The organism is Phenylobacterium sp., assembly GCF_030651185.1.
Taxonomy (GTDB): domain Bacteria; phylum Pseudomonadota; class Alphaproteobacteria; order Caulobacterales; family Caulobacteraceae; genus Phenylobacterium.
In genome coordinates this window covers 55,437-72,512 of record NZ_JAUSCJ010000040.1, presented here as the reverse complement: position 1 = coordinate 72,512, position 17,076 = coordinate 55,437, and the positions used below count along the sequence as shown (strand labels likewise).

At 67.7% G+C, this 17,076-nt stretch carries 16 protein-coding genes; 8 read left to right on the top strand and 8 right to left on the bottom strand.

Translation table 11 applies throughout. From position 1 onward, the window contains the following. Positions 1 to 24: 24 nt before the first annotated feature. The 3 genes from Q7J39_RS19205 to Q7J39_RS19195 all read left to right on the top strand — a co-directional run bounded on the left by Q7J39_RS19205 (position 25) and on the right by Q7J39_RS19195 (position 3,985). On the top strand, positions 25 to 1,602 hold the full coding sequence (locus Q7J39_RS19205; protein ID WP_304829187.1) for an AMP-binding protein: 1,578 nt from the start codon (positions 25 to 27) through the stop codon (positions 1,600 to 1,602). Between the two features lie 251 nt (positions 1,603 to 1,853). Continuing rightward, positions 1,854 to 2,570, top strand: a complete 717-nt coding sequence (locus tag Q7J39_RS19200) for a TVP38/TMEM64 family protein (protein WP_304829185.1) — start codon at positions 1,854 to 1,856, stop codon at positions 2,568 to 2,570. After that, entirely contained in the window at positions 2,567 to 3,985 is a 1,419-nt protein-coding gene (locus tag Q7J39_RS19195; protein ID WP_304829182.1) for an NAD(P)/FAD-dependent oxidoreductase, read from the top strand. The genes Q7J39_RS19200 and Q7J39_RS19195 overlap by 4 nt, the downstream gene beginning before the upstream one ends. On the opposite strand, the gene Q7J39_RS19190 is transcribed toward Q7J39_RS19195, so the two are convergent. The 4 genes from Q7J39_RS19190 to Q7J39_RS19175 are packed head-to-tail and all read right to left on the bottom strand — an operon-like array spanning position 3,962 to position 6,770. Next, a complete protein-coding gene (locus tag Q7J39_RS19190) occupies positions 3,962 to 5,083 on the bottom strand; it encodes an NAD(P)/FAD-dependent oxidoreductase (protein ID WP_304829179.1) in 1,122 nt (373 codons plus the stop codon). The two genes, Q7J39_RS19195 and Q7J39_RS19190, sit on opposite strands and share 24 nt — an antisense overlap. A 36-nt stretch (positions 5,084 to 5,119) precedes the next feature. Next, the gene (locus Q7J39_RS19185) at positions 5,120 to 5,929 is read right to left on the bottom strand and encodes a DUF1499 domain-containing protein (protein ID WP_304829176.1); all 810 of its coding nucleotides are present in this window, start codon (positions 5,927 to 5,929) and stop codon (positions 5,120 to 5,122) included. Positions 5,930 to 5,943: 14 nt separating this feature from the next. Further along, positions 5,944 to 6,582, bottom strand: coding sequence for a CDP-alcohol phosphatidyltransferase family protein (locus tag Q7J39_RS19180; protein ID WP_304829173.1), 639 nt, complete (start codon positions 6,580 to 6,582; stop codon positions 5,944 to 5,946). Positions 6,583 to 6,587: 5 nt separating this feature from the next. Further along, a complete protein-coding gene (locus tag Q7J39_RS19175; RefSeq protein WP_304829170.1) occupies positions 6,588 to 6,770 on the bottom strand; it encodes a hypothetical protein in 183 nt (60 codons plus the stop codon). A 182-nt stretch (positions 6,771 to 6,952) separates the two neighbouring features. On the opposite strand from Q7J39_RS19175, the gene Q7J39_RS19170 reads away from it, so the two are divergent. The 4 genes from Q7J39_RS19170 (at position 6,953) to Q7J39_RS19155 (ending at position 8,922) form a co-directional block, all read left to right on the top strand. Continuing rightward, the gene (locus Q7J39_RS19170) at positions 6,953 to 7,291 is read left to right on the top strand and encodes a PilZ domain-containing protein (RefSeq protein WP_304829167.1); all 339 of its coding nucleotides are present in this window, start codon (positions 6,953 to 6,955) and stop codon (positions 7,289 to 7,291) included. A 241-nt stretch (positions 7,292 to 7,532) separates the two neighbouring features. Next, positions 7,533 to 7,715 (top strand): hypothetical protein, encoded by a 183-nt coding sequence (locus Q7J39_RS19165; protein ID WP_304829164.1) that lies wholly within the window; start codon positions 7,533 to 7,535, stop codon positions 7,713 to 7,715. 173 nt (positions 7,716 to 7,888) lie between these two features. Beyond that, a complete protein-coding gene (locus tag Q7J39_RS19160; protein ID WP_304829162.1) occupies positions 7,889 to 8,356 on the top strand; it encodes a YaiI/YqxD family protein in 468 nt (155 codons plus the stop codon). Positions 8,357 to 8,418: 62 nt separating this feature from the next. Further along, a complete protein-coding gene (locus Q7J39_RS19155; protein ID WP_304829159.1) occupies positions 8,419 to 8,922 on the top strand; it encodes a cytochrome c family protein in 504 nt (167 codons plus the stop codon). A gap of 272 nt (positions 8,923 to 9,194) precedes the next feature. Here the strand turns inward: Q7J39_RS19155 and Q7J39_RS19150 are convergent, their stop codons facing one another. The 3 genes from Q7J39_RS19150 to Q7J39_RS19140 all read right to left on the bottom strand — a co-directional run bounded on the left by Q7J39_RS19150 (position 9,195) and on the right by Q7J39_RS19140 (position 14,700). Next, the gene (locus Q7J39_RS19150) at positions 9,195 to 12,419 is read right to left on the bottom strand and encodes an efflux RND transporter permease subunit (RefSeq protein WP_304829271.1); all 3,225 of its coding nucleotides are present in this window, start codon (positions 12,417 to 12,419) and stop codon (positions 9,195 to 9,197) included. After that, on the bottom strand, positions 12,419 to 13,600 hold the full coding sequence (locus Q7J39_RS19145; RefSeq protein WP_304829157.1) for an efflux RND transporter periplasmic adaptor subunit: 1,182 nt from the start codon (positions 13,598 to 13,600) through the stop codon (positions 12,419 to 12,421). Before Q7J39_RS19145 ends, Q7J39_RS19150 begins: the two co-directional genes overlap by 1 nt. Before the next feature lie 329 nt (positions 13,601 to 13,929). After that, the gene (locus tag Q7J39_RS19140) at positions 13,930 to 14,700 is read right to left on the bottom strand and encodes a class II aldolase/adducin family protein (RefSeq protein ID WP_304829155.1); all 771 of its coding nucleotides are present in this window, start codon (positions 14,698 to 14,700) and stop codon (positions 13,930 to 13,932) included. Between the two features lie 111 nt (positions 14,701 to 14,811). Between Q7J39_RS19140 and Q7J39_RS19135 the strand changes: the two genes are divergently transcribed. Next, positions 14,812 to 15,426 carry an HAD-IA family hydrolase gene (locus Q7J39_RS19135; protein ID WP_304829152.1) on the top strand — a complete coding sequence of 205 codons (615 nt, stop codon included), beginning with the start codon at positions 14,812 to 14,814 and terminating at the stop codon, positions 15,424 to 15,426. On the opposite strand, the gene Q7J39_RS19130 is transcribed toward Q7J39_RS19135, so the two are convergent. Beyond that, complete coding sequence (locus Q7J39_RS19130; RefSeq protein ID WP_304829149.1) at positions 15,423 to 17,006, bottom strand: carboxylesterase/lipase family protein; 1,584 nt, start codon at positions 17,004 to 17,006, stop codon at positions 15,423 to 15,425. The genes Q7J39_RS19135 and Q7J39_RS19130 overlap by 4 nt on opposite strands. Between the last annotated feature and the right edge of the window lie 70 nt (positions 17,007 to 17,076).

Sequence of the window (17,076 nt, the reverse complement as noted above, 5' to 3'; positions counted from 1 at the left end):
CCCCCCCCGTTAGGAAGAGTTGGCATGACCGACACGCCGATCAGCGACGACATCAAGGCGCGCGTGGACCAGGCCGTCGAAACCGGCATGGCCACCGCCGTCTGGGCCCAGGTCCATCCGGACAAGGTGGCGGTCCATGAGGGGCTGGAGGGCCGCACGCGGACCTTCGGCGCGCTGAACGCCAACGCCAACCGCCTGGTGCGGCTGATGCGGGCCCAGGGGTTGAAGGCCGGGGACGCTATTGCGCTGCTGTGCACCAATCGCATGGAGTTCGCCGACGTCCTGTTCGCCTCCCTGCGCGGCGGCTTCCGGATGACGCCGGTGAACTGGCACCTGAAGCCCGAGGAGATGGCCTATGTCATCGACAACTGCGAGGCCAAGGCGCTGTTCGCCGACACCCGCGTGGCGGGCGCGGCCGAGGCGGCGGCGGGGTGCCCGAACCTGATCCTGAAGGTCTCCATCGGCGGCGATCTGGGCGGCTTCGTCGCCTACGAAACGATCGACGACTTCCCGGGCGAGGACCTGGCCGACCCGGTGCGCGGCTCCACCATGCTCTACTCGTCGGGCACCACGGGCCGGCCCAAGGGGGTCTACAAGCCCAACGCCCAGGCGGTGGGCGGCTATGACGCCATCTACGACCGGGCGGTGGACAAGCACATCTGCACCGGCCCCGGCTATCACGCCTCGCCCCTGGCCGGAGACATCCGCCGCGCCCTGAACAATGGCGTGCCCACGGTGCTGATGGAGAGGTGGGACACCGAGGAGGTGCTGCGCACCATCCAGGACCTGAAGGTCACGCGAGGCCACTTCGTGCCGATCATGTTCCAGCGGATGCTGGCCCTGCCCGAAGAGGTGCGGGCCAGGTACGACCTGAGCTCGCTCAAGCGCATCACCCATGGCGCGGCCCCCTGCCCGCCCGAGGTGAAGGCGGCCATGATCGAATGGATCGGCCCCAAGCTGTTCGAATACTATGCCGGGTCCGAGGGCGGGGTCGGCTTCACCGTCGGCTCCGAGGACTGGCTGAAGCGTCCCGGCACCGTGGGCCGCCGCCCGCACAAGGCCGCCGCCCGCATCCTGGACGAGAATGGCGAGGAGTGTCCGCCCGGCGTGCCCGGCGCCATCTATATGAGCCTGAACGACCAGGGCGGGTTCAGCTACTACAAGGACGACACCAAGACGCAGGCCAACCGCCGCGACGGCTACTTCACCATGGGTGACATCGGTTACCTGGACGAGGACGACTGGCTGTTCCTCACCGGCCGCAGCGCCGAGACCATCATCGCCGGCGGGGTGAACATCTATCCGCAGGAAATCGACAACGAGCTGATCAAGCACCCGGCGGTCGAGGACAGCTGCACCGTCGGCGTTCCCCACGACGAGCGGGGCGAAGAAGTCCGCGCCGTCATCCAGCTCAAGGCCGGCCATGAGCCCACCGAGGCCTTGAAGGCCGAGATCCTCGACTACGCCGCCCGCGTGCTGGCCAAGTTCAAGATCCCCCGCGCCGTCGACTTCGTGGCCGACCTGCCGCGCAGCGAGGCCGGCAAGATCCAGCGCAACAAGGTCCGCGCCCCCTATTGGGAAGGTCGCTCAAGGGCGATCTGATCCGAGATCGCGACCGGTCCCCGTCTCCAGGGCCTTGATCCCGTCGGCGGCGCCTCGTGTCCGAAACCTCCGAAGGCGAGTTCGATACCGGCCGGTGAGGCAGCGAAACGGCCCAGGCCTCTGCGGACCGACGGCCGCCCCCCAACCGCAGCGACGGACAGGCGGCCGCCGACTTGGCGCGCATCCTGGAGCGTGGATCACATCGCCCCAGGCGTCTATGACTGGTCGCTGACCGCGACACTGGAGACCAGATGGCCCGCCTCAAACGCTTCGCACCGCTGCTGATCCTGCTGGCCGTCATCGCCGCGGTGTTCGCCAGCGGCGCCACACGATACCTCAATCTGGAAGCGCTGCAGGCCAACGAGGCCGCGCTGCGGGCCTTTGTCGGCCAGCAACTGCCGCTCGCTCTGCTGACATTCATCCTCGTCTACGCCCTGGCCACCGCCGTCAGCCTTCCCGGCGCCGTGATCCTGACCCTGGCCGGCGGCTATCTGTTCGGAACCTGGGTGGGCGGCGTGGCCACCGTGGTTGGCGCCACCACCGGGGCCATTCTGGTCTTCTATGCCGTCAAGACATCACTCGGTCAGGCGTTGCGGGATCGGGCGGAGGCCTCGGGCGGGCGGCTCAAGTCCGTCATCGACGGCGTCCAGGCCGGCGCCTTCGGCTATATCCTGACCCTCCGCTTGATCCCGCTTGCACCCTTCTGGCTGGTCAATGTGGCCGCCGCCCTGGCCCACGCGCCCCTGCGCGCCTATGCGCTGGCCACGTTCTTCGGGATCATGCCGGCGACCTTTATCTACAGCGGCATCGGAGCTGGCATCGGTGAGTTGCTGGCCCGCGGCGAAACGCCGGACCTTGGCGTGATCTTCTCGCCCGCCGTGCTGCTTCCGCTGATCGCCCTGGGCCTGCTGACCCTCGCCACCACCGTCTATCAGCGCGCCCGCGCCAAATCCGGAAAGAGCCTGTGAGCCAGAAGATCAAAGCCGATCTCGCCGTCATCGGCGCGGGGTCTGGCGGGCTGTCGGTCGCCGCGGGCGCCGCCCAGCTGGGTTTGAAGGTCGTCCTGTTCGAGAAGGGCGAGATGGGCGGTGACTGCCTGAACTATGGCTGCGTGCCGTCCAAGGCCCTGATCGCCGCCGCCAGCGCCGCGCACGAGGCCCGGCACAGCACCCATCTGGGTGTCACGTCCACGGGGGTCGCCGTCGACTTCGCCAAGGTCATGGCCCACGTCTCGGCCACCATCGCGACGATCGCGCCGGTCGACAGCCAGGAACGGTTTGAGGGCCTGGGCGTCCGGGTGATCCGTGAGCCAGCCCGCTTCGTGGACGCCCGCACCCTGGCCAGCGAGAGCGTCCGGGTGAAAGCCCGCAAGATCGTGGTGGCGACCGGCTCCAGGGCGCTGATCCCGCCGATTCCCGGGCTGGAGACGATCGCCCACCTGACCAACGAGACCGTGTTCGAGCTGAAGGCCCTACCGCAGCGCCTGATCGTTCTGGGCGGCGGCCCGATCGGCGTGGAGCTCGGTCAGGCCTTCCGGCGATTGGGGTCGGAGGTTGTGATCATCGAAGCTGAAGACATCCTGGGACGCGAGGATCCCGCTGCCGCAAAAGTGGTTGTGGAGCAGCTCCGCGCCGATGGCGTTGAGCTGCTGGCCGGCCACAAGGCGGTCCGGGTGGAAGCGGGACCGACGATCATCCTGACCCACAGGGACCAGGAGATTCGCGTTTCCGGCTCGCATCTCCTGATCGCGGTGGGACGCAAGCCGTCGCTGGAGGGGCTGGACCTGGAGAGGGCCGGGATCGCCTATGACCGCGCCGGGATCAAGACGGACCGCTCGCTGCGCAGCTCCAACAGGCGCGTCTTCGCCGTGGGCGACGCGGCGGGCCGCGGCCAGTTCACGCATCTGGCCGGCGCCCACGCCTCCCTGGTCGTGCGGCGCGCGCTCTTCGCCCTGCCGGTGAACGCCGACGCCCTGCAGGTTCCGCGGGTGACCTATTGCGATCCCGAGATCGCCGCCATCGGCCTCGGGGAAGCCGAAGCCCGGAAGCAGCACGGCGCCGATGTCCGCGTTCAGACACTCGAAGTCTCGGAGAATGATCGGGCTCAGGCGGAAGGCGATACGCGAGGCTTCGGGAAGCTGGTGACAACAGCCAAGGGCAAGGTGCTTGGGGTGACTCTTGTGGGCCGGCATGCCGGGGACCAAATCCACCTGTGGTCGCTGGCCTTGTCGGCGGGACTGCGGCTCAGCCAGCTGACCGGGATGATCGCGCCCTACCCGACCCGTGGCGAGATTGGCAAGCGGCTGGCCGGACAGTTCTATACCCCCGCCCTATTCTCCGACAGGACCCGCAGGCTGGTCTCAATCCTGAAGCGGTTCGCCTGACGGCGCGCGCATCCGGCCGACGAACCCGAGGTCAATGCGCCGCTTCAAGGCCAGCGCGCTCCGCCCCATCCACCAGAGCTGGCCGCGCATCCCCAGGCCCGTTCCGTCGCCGAGATCCATGATGGATAGCCATCTGCGTTGCGGCACATAGCGCCGCAGCGGCTCGCCCGAGCCCAATGCCGCCAGATTGTGCAGGAGCACCGGCGCCGCCCGCACACCGAAAACCCCGGCCGCCGGCCGGGGGAAACCCTCGACCGCCGAGCAATCTCCAGCCGCGAAGATGGCGGGATCCGACAGCGACTGAAGGGTCGGTCCAAGGCGCAACCGCCCATCCCCCGAAAGCGGCAATCCCAGCGAGGCGACGATCGGCGCCGCCGACAACCCCGCAGCCAATACCAGCATGTCGCAGGGAAGCCGTCGCCCCCCTGACAGTTCGCAAGTCGCAACCCCACGCTCAACCACCTCATCGCTGAGCAGGACAACGCCGCGACGCCGCAGGGCCGCCGAAAGCCGGGTGATGGCCTGTCGAGGCGCCCATGTCGCCGGCGACTTCATCACGAGATGGATGCGGGGATAGGCCCCCTTCCGCTCCGCCAGGCCGGCAAGGGCGGCGGCGATCTCGAACCCCGAGAGGCCTCCGCCGGCCACCACAATCGCCGGGCTCGCGCCACGTTCCCGGATGTGGGACTCCACCCGCGCCCTCAGGTCTATGAGACCCGTCAACGGCTTCGTGGGCCAGACGTCCAGACCCCGGCCGAGGCCGCCGGGGTCCGGCGTGACGCTGCCCACGTTTAGGGACACGGCGTCAAAGGTCAGATCTTGGCTGTCGGTCAGCCGAAGACAGCGGCCGGGCCGATCGATCGCCGTGGCTTCGGCGGCGAAATGTTGGACGCCGAAGTGGGACGCGAGGGCTGCGATATCGATTTGCGCCTGTCCGCCGCTTAGAGCGCCGGACAGGACACCGGTCGCCAGCCCGGAATAGTGAAACAATGGCGGCGCCACCAGGATCGGGTCAACGCCGGCCGCCCGCAGCACGGCGGCATGCCGCACGATATGGAGATGGGCGTGGCCGGCGCCCACCAGGACGACCCGGCGCATCGTCCCGCGCACCGGCTTACAGGCTCGCCCGCCGGCCTAGGCGCCAGCCAGACGCGTCTTCAGGCCGGCCAGAAACGCCTCAATACGGGCGGCGTTGGCGCCCATGTCGCTCAGCCCCACGCGCGACGTCGAGCGGACATCCACGCTTGCGCCTCCGGCCGGGTTGGCGCGGATTCGAATGGCGACATCGTCCTTGAAACCGAACCAGAACGTCTCCGCCGTCGCCTCGACGCCGCCGGTCGCCGGATCGGCGTTCACCACCGTCCAGCCCTGCGCCTGGGCTTCGGACTTTGCTGCGGTCCAGACCTCTGCCGGGGCGGCCGCGACCTTCAGAGTCCGGACTCCGGGATAGGCCTCGTGGCCGACCTGACCGAGGGTCTTGGCGGCGATGCTGCCGAAGGCCGGAGCCTGATAGGCTTTCAGGCTGCCCATCGTCGCGGTCATGGCGTTCACCGGGTTGGCGTCCACGGAACGCCGGGCCGCCATCACCTTGGTCGAGAACTGGGGCGGGTCGCTGATGTCGGTGGCGATGTCGTGGATCGGCGGAATTTCGGCCGACTTCGCGCGCACTGAAGCCAGGTAGCCCAGGGCCAGGACCGGGATCAGCAGGCCAACCAGGGCCATGGCCCAGCCTCTACGCGGCTTGCGAATGACGCTCGTCAACAGGGCCACAAGACCCAGGAGCAGCGTGAAGCCGATCAATGGCAGGCCGAACTGGACGATCAGCTTCATCAGCCCGACCTGCCAGGACCAGAGGCCGAACTTCACCCCGAGCGCCGCCACCAGAAAATAGACCGGCAGCAGGAGCGACAGGATCATCGAGGTGCGCGCGAGGATCAGTTTCATAATGTCGTTCCTGCCTATCGGCGATCAACGTCGGTCAAGTCCCGAGGCGCCTCTCGAAACGCCCGCCGCGCCATCACGTTACGCTGGATCACGGTTAGGACACAAAGCCCAGTGAACAGGACGGCGATCGCCGGGAACAGTCCCGGCGCGAGGCACATCAGCACAAAGGCGAGGATGGTCTCGGCGCCCTCGGCCAGTCCGGTGCTGTAGAAGAAGCTCTTGCGACCATGCGCCTCGGTCTCAACCCCCCGCTTCGCCGCCAGCGCCGCATAGGCGAGGAAGCTCACAGCTGTCAGGGTGAAGCTCGCAACCAGTACGAGGGCGAAAGGAAGGTTCGCCGGCGCCGCAAAGCCAAAGCCCAGCGGCACGGCCAGGTAGAAGACATAGTCGCAGACGATATCGAGATACCCGCCGAAGTCCGTGGGCTGGCGGGACCGCGCGACGGCGCCGTCGAGCCCGTCCAGCAGACGGCTCGCAGCGATGAACCCCAAACCGAGCAGCGGCTGCCCAAGGCCAATGGCGATCCCGGCCAGGGCGCCGAGGACGGCGCCAGCCACCGTCACCTGATTGGCCGTGACCCCGCGGCGGGCGATAGCGGCGCCCATCCGGTTGAGCGCCGGATCGATGAATGGTCGAATCTTGGCGTCGAACATCGCGGCTAGGCGACCAGGGGGACAGCATCACGGACCGCAGCGGTCATCGCCGGGGCCGAGTTGCCGCGAACCTCGAACGTCATTCCCAACGCCGCCGCCGCCCGGACTTCCGGCGCCAAGCTTCCGATCCTTGAAACCAGCGGGCCGACATCGGCCAGGTCGGCGACGCCGCAGGGTGCATGGGTCACGATGAGTTGGCTCCGCGGATCAAGGGGCTTTACCGGTTAGACCGCCAAGATCGAGACTAGCGACAAATCGCGCCGCCAGAGAAAATTCCTGAATCAATGCCGCGACCGCCCTCGCCGCGCTCTTGTCGGCCATCCGGCGAAGCTTAGAAAAATTTAGCATCCTTGGCCTATGACTTCCGACCATGTCTGAAGCTCAGTGGCTTGATCGTCGTATTGAACCCCGCGCCCCCACCAGCGACCGGGTGCGGGTGTACTATGGTCCGGCCCTCGGGTCGTGGTGGGACGCGACCATGCGAGATGTCAGCGTCAGCGGCCTGAAGCTGGAGATACCGGCGCTGGTGCCCCTGCCCAAGGCGCTGACCGTGCTGCACGTTCCCGACGGCGAGGTGTTCATCGTGCGGGCCAAGTGGCGCAACCACGACATGATCGGCTGCAAGATCCACCAGCGGCACAATCTGGAGACCGAGACCGACCCGGCCTTCGACGCCCTCAAGGCCAGCTGGCGCTCGCTTAAGGCCTAGATCACGATGATGTCGGATCGAACCGATCCAAAATCCCAAACGTGATTGATTCCTTATGTTTAGAGCGGGATTGACGCGAAAAACCGTTCCCACTTTTTCGCATCCCGCTCTATGTCGACTATCCGCCACAACTCATCTGTCGACGGCATGACTTCGCAGGTATAGATCGCACGCCCGGTTTTCCGGCCTGTCCCGAGCGCAATATATGTTAGGTTGAGGCCTTGGGGACGCCGAAGCCTGAATGCTCGACTACAGAATATACTTCCTGGGCGTCAACGGCCGGATCAGCCGCGCCGTGGCGTTCGAGTGTGAAGACGACGCAGCCGCGGTCGAAATCGCGCGCCAGCACAGCCATGAGCACGCCATGGAGCTGTGGCAACAGGCCCGCATGGTCCAGCGCTTCGAACCCGGGACGCCGGACTAGAGCCGGATGGCTTCTCTCGAAACCTGAATCCGGCTCTATAACTTTGAAATTAGATCACGATGCGCTCAGACGAATTCGTCTGAGCGCATCGTGATCTAGGCGACCTGCCGCGGCGGGGCGAAGGGAAGATCATCGGATGGTGTTAAGCCGGCGATAGCGCTAGTGACGGCCCCATGAGCCGCAAGCCCATCGAGATCTTCATCGACGCCGACGCCTGCCCGGTGAAGGACGAGATCTACAAGGTCGCCCAGCGTTACGGCCTGAAGACCTGGGTGGTCTCCAACGCCTTCATCATGATCCCCAGGTCGGCGATGATCGAGCGGGTGATCGTCGACGCCGGGCCCGACGTGGCCGACGACTGGATCGCCGAGCACGTGGCGCCGGGCGACGTGGCGGTGACCAATGACATTCCCCTCGCGGAACGGGTTCTGACGGCGGGCGGGCACGCGGTGGCCCCCAATGGCAAACCCTTCACGGAGAATTCCATCGGCGCTGCCATCGCCCAGCGGGCCCTGATGGAGCAGCTCCGCTCGACCGGCGACATCATGGGCGGGCCCAAGCCCTTCGACCGCAACGACCGTTCCCGCTTCCTGCAGGCCCTGGACGAGATCATCCAGAAGGAGCGCCGCAAGCGGGGCTGAGCGCTTGCCAATGGCGGCGCTTGGGGTAGCTTGCCGGCCATCCAGACTTGAGAGGATTTTCCATGCGCCGCCTTGCCCTGACGCTCGCCGCCACCGTCGCCGTCATCGGTCTTTCGGCCTGCGGCAAATCCGGCGAATCCTCCAGCGGCGAGACCGCCACGGCCCCGGCGCCGGCCGCCGCTCCCGAGCCCACCGACGCCGAGAAGCAGGCCCTGCTGGCCGCCCTGCCCGCTCCCTACAACAGCGGCGACCTGACCAACGGCAAGAAGGTGTTCGCGATCTGCAAGTCCTGCCACACCCTGGTTCCCGGCGGCGCCAACATGACCGGTCCGAACCTCCACGGCATGTTCGGCCGCAAGCCCGGGACCGCCGAGGGCTACAAGTATTCCGACGTCGTCAAGGCCGCGACCTTCACCTGGGACGCCGAGCACCTGGACCAGTGGCTGACCAGCCCCAAGACCTTCATGCCCGGCACCAAGATGACCTTCATGGGCGTCAAGGACGCCAAGGACCGGACTGACCTGATCGCCTATCTGAAGGTCGAGACGGGCTACGCGCCGCAATAACGGCGGCGCAACGCGGCTTCTCTCGGAAAGCGCGCGCAAGCGGCACGGCAACCTTGACGCGCATATCGGCGCGCCTCACCATTATGGGGTCGAGCTGTTCAGGCCTCGACACCGCCCATCTCCCCCTGGGATTGGCGGCCTAGGGATATGGCTCTTCCGCTGGAGCTGTATCAGCGCCGGCGCGACGCCCCCGTCGCCGCCGGCGCAACCATCCCATGACAGTCTCTCCTCCTCCCCGCTGCGGCGGGGAGGCTTTTAGGGGCCGCCCGGCGCTACTCCGCAGCGTTGGCGGCGCGGGTCTGTTCGGCCTCCTCGAAGGCCTCGATGCGGCGCGCGGTGGCCTGGGGCGACTTCGTGAAGCGGGCCAGCATGTTGTAGAACACCGGCACGATGAACAGGGTCAGCAGGGTCGTGAAGATGGCCCCGAAGAAGATCACCACCCCGATGGTCTTGCGGCTCTCGCCGCCCGCCCCGCCCCAGACGATCAGCGGCACGGCGCCGGCGGCGGCCGCGATCGAGGTCATGATGATGGGCCGCAGGCGCAGGGAGGCGCTCTCGATCACCGCCTCGCGGATCGACAGCCCGTCGTCGCGCAGCTGGTTGGCGAACTCCACGATCAGGATGCCGTTCTTGGCGGCGATCCCGACGAGAATGATCAGCCCGATCTGACTGTAGGTGTTGATGGTCGAGCCCGAGATCAACAGGCCAAACAGCCCGCCCAGAACCGCCACCGGCACGGTGAGCATGATCACCGCCGGGTGGATCCAGCTCTCGAACTGAGCGGCCAGGACCAGGAAGACCAGCAGCAGGGCCATGCCGAAGGCCAGGCCCACGGCGCCGCCCGCCTCCAGATAGTCGCGCGCCGTGCCGCCCCACTTCACCGTGGTTCCGGGGTTCTTGGCGATCTCGGCCTGCAGGAAGCTCACCGCCTCGCCGACCGTGTAGCCGGGGTTGAGCTGGACGCTGAGGGTGATGGCGCGCAGGCGGTCTACGCGGGCGCGATCGGGCGTGTCGCCGCGCACATGGGTGCTAACCACCGAGGACAGGGGCACGGTGGCGCCCGCGCCGGTGCGCACATAGAGATTGGCCAGGTCGTTCTCGTTCTGGCGGTTGGCGCGGTCGGTCTGCAGGATCACGTCGTATTCCTGGCCGTTCCGGATGTAGGTGGTGACCTTGCGCGACCCGAACATGGTCTCCAGGGCGCGGCCCACCGACTGCGCCGAGACGCCGAGGGTGGCGGCCTTGTCGCGGTCGAGATCCACCAGCAGGCGCGGCGAGGTCGGCTCATAGTCCAGGCGCGGACGGGCCATGCCGGGATTGCCCTGGACGGCCTCCATGAGCGGGCGGATCAGGCGTTCGATCTCCGGATACTCATTGCCGACCACGATGAGGTCGACATTGCCGCCGCCACCGCCGCCGCCCCGTTGCAGGCTGGGACGAACCGAGGCGATCGCCCGGATCGCGGTGATCTTGGAGAAGTCCTTGTTGAGCTGGGCGGCCAGATCCTGGGAGCTGATCTTGTGCGCCGCGTCGTCGGGCAGGGAGGCGTTGGCGTTGCCCGTGTTGAACTGGTTCTGGCCAAAGCGCGGCACACCCATGGTGTAGCGGGTGATCGTGCCGTCCTTGAGCAGGGCCTCGAGGCGGGCTTCAACCTGCTTGGCGGCCGGCAGGGTATAGTCGTAGCCGGCGCCTTCCGGCCCCTGGATATTGATGTCGACCCGCCCACGGTCCTCATTGGGCACCAGCTCGCGGGGCAGGACGGTGAAGAGGGCGAAAGCCAGGCCGGCCAGCACCACCACCAGGGCCACAGCCGAGACCGAGGCCGCGCGGCGGCCCAACATGGCGTCCAGAGAGGCGTGATAGGAGTTGCGCAGCTTGGTCATGCCGGCGTCCACGCGCCGGGCGATGAAGCCCTCGCCATGGGCCGGGCGCAGCAGCTTCGACGCCAGCATCGGCGACAGGCTGAGCGCCAGCAGGGCCGAGAATGCCACCGCCGCGGTGATGGCCACGGCCAGCTCCACGAACAGCTTGCCGATATAGCCGGGCAGGAACATCAGCGGCGCGAACACCGAGATCAGCACTATGGTGGTGGCCACGACGGCGAAGAACACCTGGCGCGCGCCGCGTTGCGCGGCGACGACGGGGGGCTCGCCCTCGTCCACCCGGCGCTGAATGTTCTCCACCACGACGATGGCGTCATCCACCACCAGGCCAATGGCCAGCACCAGGGCCAGCAGGGTCAGCAGATTGATGGAGAAGCCCAGCGGGGCCAGGATGATGAAGGTCGACAGGATACAGATCGGCGCGACCACCGAGGGGATGATCGCCGCCCGCCAGGTGCCCAGGAAGATGAAGTTCACCAGGGCCACAAGCCCCAGCGAGATCGCCATGGTGATCCAGACTTCCTCGATCGCGTGCTTGGTAAAGACGGTGAAGTCGACCGCGATCTCCAGCTTGGTGCCGGGCGGCAGCGACTTGTTGATCTCGGGAAGTTGGTCGGCGATGCCCTTGGAGATCTCCAGGTCGTTGGCCTGGGACTGGCGGGTGATGGCGATGCCGATCATGTCGCGGCCGTTGGAGCGGAAGGTGCGGCGGCGCTCGTCGGGCCCCTCCTCCACGCGGGCGATGTCGCCCAGGCGGGTGACATAGGCGTTCTGGCCCTGGTCGGCGGTGGCGACCGCGCCGTCGGCGCCGGCCGTGGTGCCGAGCGCGCCGGCCGAGCCGGTTGCGCTGGTGGCGGTCGCGGCCGCGCGGGCCCCGGAGGTGACCGGCAGCTCCTTGAATTGCTGGGGCGTGGAGTAGCCGCGCGCGACCCGGATGGTGAAGTCCTTGGCGGGCGCCTCCAGGGCGCCGGCCGGCAATTCCAGGTTCTGGGCGTTCAGGGCGCTCTCGACATCATCGACGGTGATGCCGCGCGAGGCCATGGCCTGGGGATCGAGCCAGATGCGCATCGAATACAGCTGGCTGCCGCCCAGGTTCACCTGGGCCACGCCCGGGATCGTCGAGATCCGCTCCACGAGGTAGCGGTTGGCGTAGTCGGAGAGCTGCAGGCGGTTCAGCTTGGTGGACGAGAACGCCAGGAACATGATCGGCGAGCCGTCGGCGTTGGCCTTGGCGATCTGCGGCGGATCGGCCTGCTGCGGCAACTGCGACGTCACCCGGCTGACCGCATCACGCACGTCGTTGGCCGCGGTGTCGAGGTCGCGGTCGAGGGTAAAGGAGACGTTGATCCGCGAGGAGCCGTCCCGCGAGGACGAGTTCACCCGGTCGATGCCCTGGATACCGGCCACCTGCCGCTCGATCACCTCGGTGATCCGCTCCTCGACGACTTCGGCCGAGGCGCCGCGATAGGTGGTGGAGACCGAGACGACGGGCGGGTCGACGCTGGGCAGTTCGCGGACCGACAGCGAGGTGAAGCAGGCGGCGCCCACCACGCAGAGAATGATCGCCGCCACCGCGGCAAGCACCGGGCGGCGGACGGAGATGTCGGAGAGCATCATGCCGCGGGACGACGGGCGGCTCCGCCCGTTCCCTGAGGCTGGCCGGACCCGACAGGCTTCACGGCCTGGTTCGGCTGGATCTTGTTGAGGCCGTCACCGACGATGCGGTCACCGGCGGCGACCCCGTCCTTCAGCTCGACGAAGCCGTCCTGGCGCACGCCGGTGACCACCGGGCGCTGCTCGGCCACGGTCTTGTCGCCCTGCTTGGTCAGCACATAGACGAAGGCGTTGTCGCCCTGGACCGAGACCGCCGACTCCGGGGCCGAGAGACCCTGACGGCTGCCTTGGGCGACCGCCACCCGCATCATCATGCCGGGCTTCAGCCGGCGGTCGGGATTGGGGAATTCGGCGCGGGCGGTCAGCGCCCGGGTCTTCTCGTCGATGCGGGTGTCCAACAGGGCGATACGGCCCTGGATGACCTCTCCGGGATAGGCGTCGACCTTGGCGGTGACCGCCTGGCCCTGACGGACCGAGGCGATATAGCGGTCGGGCACCTGGAAATCGACGCGGATGGCGCTGGTGTCGTCGAGGGTGACGATGGCCGAGCCCGGATTGATCAGGGAGCCCTGGGTGATGTCGGACAGGCCGACGACGCCGGCGAAGGGCGCGCGGATCAGCCGGTCGCCCTGGCGGGCCTGGGCGGCGACGACATTGGCCTTGGCCGAGAGATAGTTGGCCTCGTACTGGTCGATCATGGCCTTGGAGGCGAAGCCCTGCTGGCCCAGGGTCCTGTAGCGGTCATAGGCGCGCTGCGCCTGAATCAGGCTGGCCTGGGCCTGGGCGAGGCCCGCGTCCTGTTCGGTGGCCTTCAGTTCCACCAGCACCGCGCCGCGGCCGACCGATTGGCCGGGCGAGAAGCGCACGCGCTCGACCAGCTGGGTCGCCGCGGCGGTCAGGATGACCGATTGACGGCCCTTGGCCACGCCGATGACGTCGATGACGTCGGTGAAGAGCCGGGACTGGACGACCACCACGGCGACATCCGCCGGCCCGCCCATGCCCCCGCGGCCGCCGCCGCCGCCGCCCGGCCGGCCACCGCCACCGCCCTGCGCCATGACGGCGCCGGGCGGACCGCCGGGTCCCTGCTTCTTGCCCACGGTCAGCTTGTACGCCCCCGCGACCAGCATGAGGATCAGCACAACAATCGCGCCGGCGAGGAAGAAATGGCGTCGTAACAAGCGGGGGGACTCCGTCGCCTCGAAAATGCGGGCGGCCAGTGGGATCAAATTCGAGCGGTCTTATGGCCTCAAAAGAGCGCTCGTCCAGTGACAGAACGATGGCTGTACGTGTCTGGCCGGAAATAGGACGCAGACAGACCGCCTGATCGCCGTAATTGGCGGGGGTGAGCCCTGTAATCAACCGCTTAGCGCCAAGAAAAAGGGCGCCGGTCTCCCGACGCCCAAAGACTTCTGTTCTGCGAAACCGTCCCGTCAGGAGCGTCCGGCTTCCGCTAGGTGAGGAATCAGCCGGTTGAACCGCGACAGGCGCCTCAACCGGCGCTGTCCCGCTAGGCGTCGTAGCCTGGCAGCTCCCGGTCCAGACGGCGCAGGGCGCCCGGCCAGGCCAGCTTGCCGCCGATGCCGCGCATCACCTGGCCCTTGACCTCCATCTGAGCGGCCTCGGGCGCGAACAGCACATTCTCCCGACCGGCCGTCAGAGCCTTGATCTGCATCTGGCAGGCGCGTTCCAGATAGTACATGCCGGTCCAGCAGTCGGCGGCGCTTTCACCAACCGACAGGGTGCCGTGATTGCGCAGCAACATCAGGGTCTTCTCGCCAATGTCGGCGACCAGGCGCTCGCGTTCGTCGAGGTTCAGGGCGATCCCCTCATAGTCGTGATAGGCCAGCCGGGGCAGGACGATGCAGGCGTGCTGCGACAGGGGCAGCAGACCTTCCTTCTGGGCCGCCACCGCGACGCCGTCGTCGGAATGCAGGTGCATCACGAACTTGGCGTCTTCGCGGGCGGCGTGGATCGCCGAGTGAATGGTGAAGCCCGCCGGATTGATGAAGTACGGGGTCTCCTGGAGAATCTTGCCGTCCAGGTCGATCTTCACCAGGGACGAGGCGGTCATCTCGCCGAAATACATGCCGTAGGGATTGATCAGAAAGTGGTGATCGGGCCCGGGAATACGGGCCGAGATGTGGGTGTAGATCATGTCGTCCCACCCGTAGAGCGCCACCAGTCGGTACAGGGCGGCGAGATCGACTCGCGCTTCCCATTCCTCGGCGCTGACCTTGCCCTTGAGCGAATTTGCGCCTGCAAGCGAACCATCGGCCATGACAGCCTCCCTTGAGTGATCGTTTGTGATCGTTGTTCATAGGGTCGCGCCGCAACGCCCTAGCGTCAAGCCGGGGTTGAACTACACGCGTTCGAGGTGAAGGTTCATGACATGGGCGCGCGCAAACTCAGCGGGGTGATCTTCGACGCCGACGGCGTGCTGCAGCATGCCGGGCCGTTCGGGACTCAGGACTGGGTGTGGAGCGCGCAGCAGCACCGCGATTTCGTCACAGGCTTCTATCGCACCGCCGCGCCCGAGACCCTGGCCGATGTCATCGCCTTCGTCGCCGCCTGTGAGCGCGCCCTGGCCGAGGCCGGCTGGCCGCACGACGTGGCGACCTATCTGACGCGCTGGGCCGAGGGACACGTCATCCCCGACCCCGCCATGCTGGAGGATGTCCGGCGGCTGCGGGCCGCCGGGATCGCCTGTTACCTCGGCTCCAACCAGGACGCCTTCTGGGCCGCCCACGTCGAGACCGCCTTGGGCTATGGCGAACGGATGGACGGCCTGTTCCTCTCCTGCCGCCTGGGCGCCGCCAAGCCGCAGGCCGCCTTCTTTGAGACGATGCTGGCCCAGATCCCCTTCCCGCGCGAGGCGCTGATCTTCTTCGACGACAAGGCCGCCAATGTGGAGGCGGCGCTGGCCAGCGGCCTGGAGGCCCGGCTGTTCACCGACCGCGCCCAGTACCTGCGCGACCTGGAAGAGCTGTACGGCCTGGAGGCCTAGGCCGGGAGCGCCGCGGCTTGCCGGTGCAGCGTGCCCTTGAGCTGCTGGGTGGGGTAGCGGTCCATCGCCAGGCGTTCGCACCGGTGCGGGTCGCTCTGCGCCTTCGATGTCGTGTCGAACAGCATCACGGTGCGCTGGTCCAGGTCGTAAGGGCGCCACGACGGGATGGCGGCGGTGTTGGGATCGCCGGTGCGCGCGAAGGCCAGCCAGGCCTGGCTCATCTGGTGGGCCATGGCGGCGGTCTCCTGGCTGGCCTCGCCCACCATGTGGCGGGCCTTGGAGACGTTGTCGAATATGAAGGGCAGGTCCAGCGAGTGGGGCGTGAAGCGCCGCCCGCCCTCCACCGGCGTGCGCCACATCAGGCGATAGGACCAGACCGGCGCGGCGCCCTGGATGGCCTTGAGCTGCGTCTGCAGGACGCTGTCGCGCCAGTAGCCCCGCGCGGTGATGATGTTGAAGAACAGCTCCGAGGGCGAGGCGCCGGGGGTCTCCCGGCGGAAGATCTCGACGATCTCGGCGACGTCGGCCTCGGGAATATAGCCCTTCAGCCGCGCGGCCAGACCCGCCTCGTCCAGGTCGAAGGTGGTCTCGTCGGCGCTGCCCACCTGGTTGGAGAGTTCGGTGCGGCAGGTCCCCACCATCATCGGAAGCTGGGCCGAGATGGCGGGCGCCGCCGGGTCCCAGGGGTGGGCGTCGAAGACCACGTCGTCGATGGTGGGGGAGAAACGGGATGGATGCTCGCGCAGCAGCGCCCGGTTGGCCTTGATCAGGTCCACGACGTCCAGGTCCTGCAGCTTGCGGGCGTCGGCGCGGCCGAGGCCCAGATGGGCCAGCAGGCGGTCCAGCTGTTCGTTGGCCCGGTCTCGCGGGGTCAGGCGCAGGTGCGAGCCGCTCTGGACAATGCCCCGATGGAACAGGCCCTGGGCGCCCTTGGCGGCCATGGAGATGCTGACCTTCCGGCCGCCGCCCGACTGGCCATAGATGGTGACATTTCCGGGATCGCCGCCGAACCGGCCGACATTGTCGCGCACCCACTTCAGGGCGGCGATGATGTCGAGGTAGCCAGCGTTGGCGGAGCCGGCGAAATCGTCGCCGAGCGCGTCCTGCAGCATCAGGTGGCCGAAGACGTTCATGCGGTGGTTCAGGCTGACGCAGACCACGTCGCCCTTGGAGGCGAGGTTCACGCCATCATAGAGCATCGAAGACCCGGAGCCGGCTTCGAAGCCGCCGCCGTGCAGCCAGACCATGACCGGGCGGCGGGCGGCGTCAGCGCCCGGCGTCCAGACGTTGAGGACCAGGCAGTCCTCGCCCATCTCCGGCTTGTTGCCGGGATAGCCGCCGTCGGACAGCGTGCTGCGGGTCTGGGGCGCGGTCTGGCCGTAGAGCGCCGCCTCGCGCACGCCGGCCCAGGGCGTGACCGGTTGCGGCGGGCGGAAGCGGTTGGCGCCGCCGGTGGGCGCGCCGTAGGGGATTCCGCGGAAGATCGATACGCCGCGGAACTGTTCGCCGCGCACCTTGCCGCTGGCCGTCTCGACCACGGGGCTCTGGCCGACGGCCGCCTCCACCACATCGCTGCCCATCAGAGCTCTCCGATCTATGTTCCGCCAGGCGGAACGACGTTCCATTGACAGATTGGTCGGCCCCAGGGCA